Here is a 1,354-nt window from a genome sequence, read left to right on the forward strand (position 1 = left end):
CTTCGTGATATGGGCCGCGATCGTTGACGCGAACGATGACCGAACTGCCGGTCTTGAGATTGGTGACGCGGGCATAGCTTGGCAGCGGCATGGTCGGGTGCGCCGCCGTCAGATGGGTCATGTCGTAGACTTCGCCATTGGCGGTAAGCCGGCCATGGAAGGCGTCGCCATACCAGGAGGCGAGGCCGACCTTGGCGTAGCGCTTGTCTTCCTTCGGGTAATACCACTTGCCACGGACCTGATAGGGTTTGCCAAGCTGATCCCTGCCGCCGCCACGTTGGATGCGCCCGTTCCGGGAGATCACACGCGGGCTTGCCTTCACGCCATATTCGGATTCGGCGAAATACTCCTTGGAGCGGGTCTTCTTGTTGACCATCGCTTTCGGCTCAGGCTGCGACGCGCAGGCGGCCAGCAAGGCAGCCGACATGGCGAACAACGCGACGGTAGCAGCGCGACGAAGACGCGGTGGCGTCACAGCCTGCATTTTCCTGATGTCCCCTTCAGTCTCAACTCAAGGCGTCGCGTTCAACCACCAGAGGAGCCAAAACACTCACCCGACAATACCAACGACGCTTAAAACCCCGATCCTTTGTGCGCAGGAATTGCTTATCACGGTATTAACCGATTGTGGCCGCAACCGGGCAAGATTGTGGCGTCTCCACCGTAAGAGCTCTCTGAAAAGTAACGGTTTTCGTGCTTCCACGCGAGAGATGTGATGCCCTCTGCCACAGAAAGCCTGGCTTCGCTCCTGCCCGCCGTGTCTGCCGGTTGACCGGGCTTTGTCGGGCAGCGGACCGACCGCCGGAACAAAGAAATGCGCCGCTAGTTTCATCCGCAGGGCACTCGAACAGAAGGACGAGCATGATGAAAATGACTTCATTGATGGTCGCGATCGCGATGTCGCTTTCTGCCGGGTCTGCGATCGCCGCATGTCCGGACAAGTCAGCTTCGAACACCGGGACCGATGCCGGACAGACCGCCGGTATTTCGAAAGATGGAACCCACGCGCCTTTAGAGACTCCGAAGGCCATGGGCAACGCGAACAAGCCAGCCGCCAAGGATGGCACCACGATGCCATTGGCGGGCGCTGAAGGCGGGGGCGACAAAAACCTTGCAACCTCGCAGCAGGATATCGAGGCGCAGCAGCACGGTGATAAGGCCGCGGCGGCAAAGGCGGACGAAAATTGCAAAGACTGAGGACCGTACAGGCCGGAGCCGATTTGCAGCTTCGGCCTTCCTCACCAGTAGCTGTTCCCTTGGCGAAAGTTAAATCTGCGGGATACCGCAGCTGTCCCAAGAGGCTGACCCGTAGGGATTCGCCAGTCGGCGGGCTCCTTCTTCATCATGCACCAAT

2 protein-coding genes are annotated in these 1,354 nt (G+C 59.5%); one reads left to right on the forward strand and one right to left on the reverse strand.

What is annotated here, in order from left to right; translation table 11 throughout:
• Positions 1-427 (reverse strand): septal ring lytic transglycosylase RlpA family protein (locus EN879_RS36080; protein WP_245493937.1); only part of this gene is annotated, 427 nt, incomplete at its 3' end.
• Positions 428-861: 434 nt separating this feature from the next.
• Between EN879_RS36080 and EN879_RS36085 the strand changes: the two genes are divergently transcribed.
• Positions 862-1,197 (forward strand): hypothetical protein, encoded by a 336-nt coding sequence (locus tag EN879_RS36085; protein WP_013531580.1) that lies wholly within the window; start codon positions 862-864, stop codon positions 1,195-1,197.
• Positions 1,198-1,354 lie beyond the last annotated feature (157 nt).

It is taken from the genome of Mesorhizobium sp. M7A.F.Ca.AU.002.02.1.1, from assembly GCF_003998535.1.
Taxonomy (GTDB): domain Bacteria; phylum Pseudomonadota; class Alphaproteobacteria; order Rhizobiales; family Rhizobiaceae; genus Mesorhizobium; species Mesorhizobium ciceri.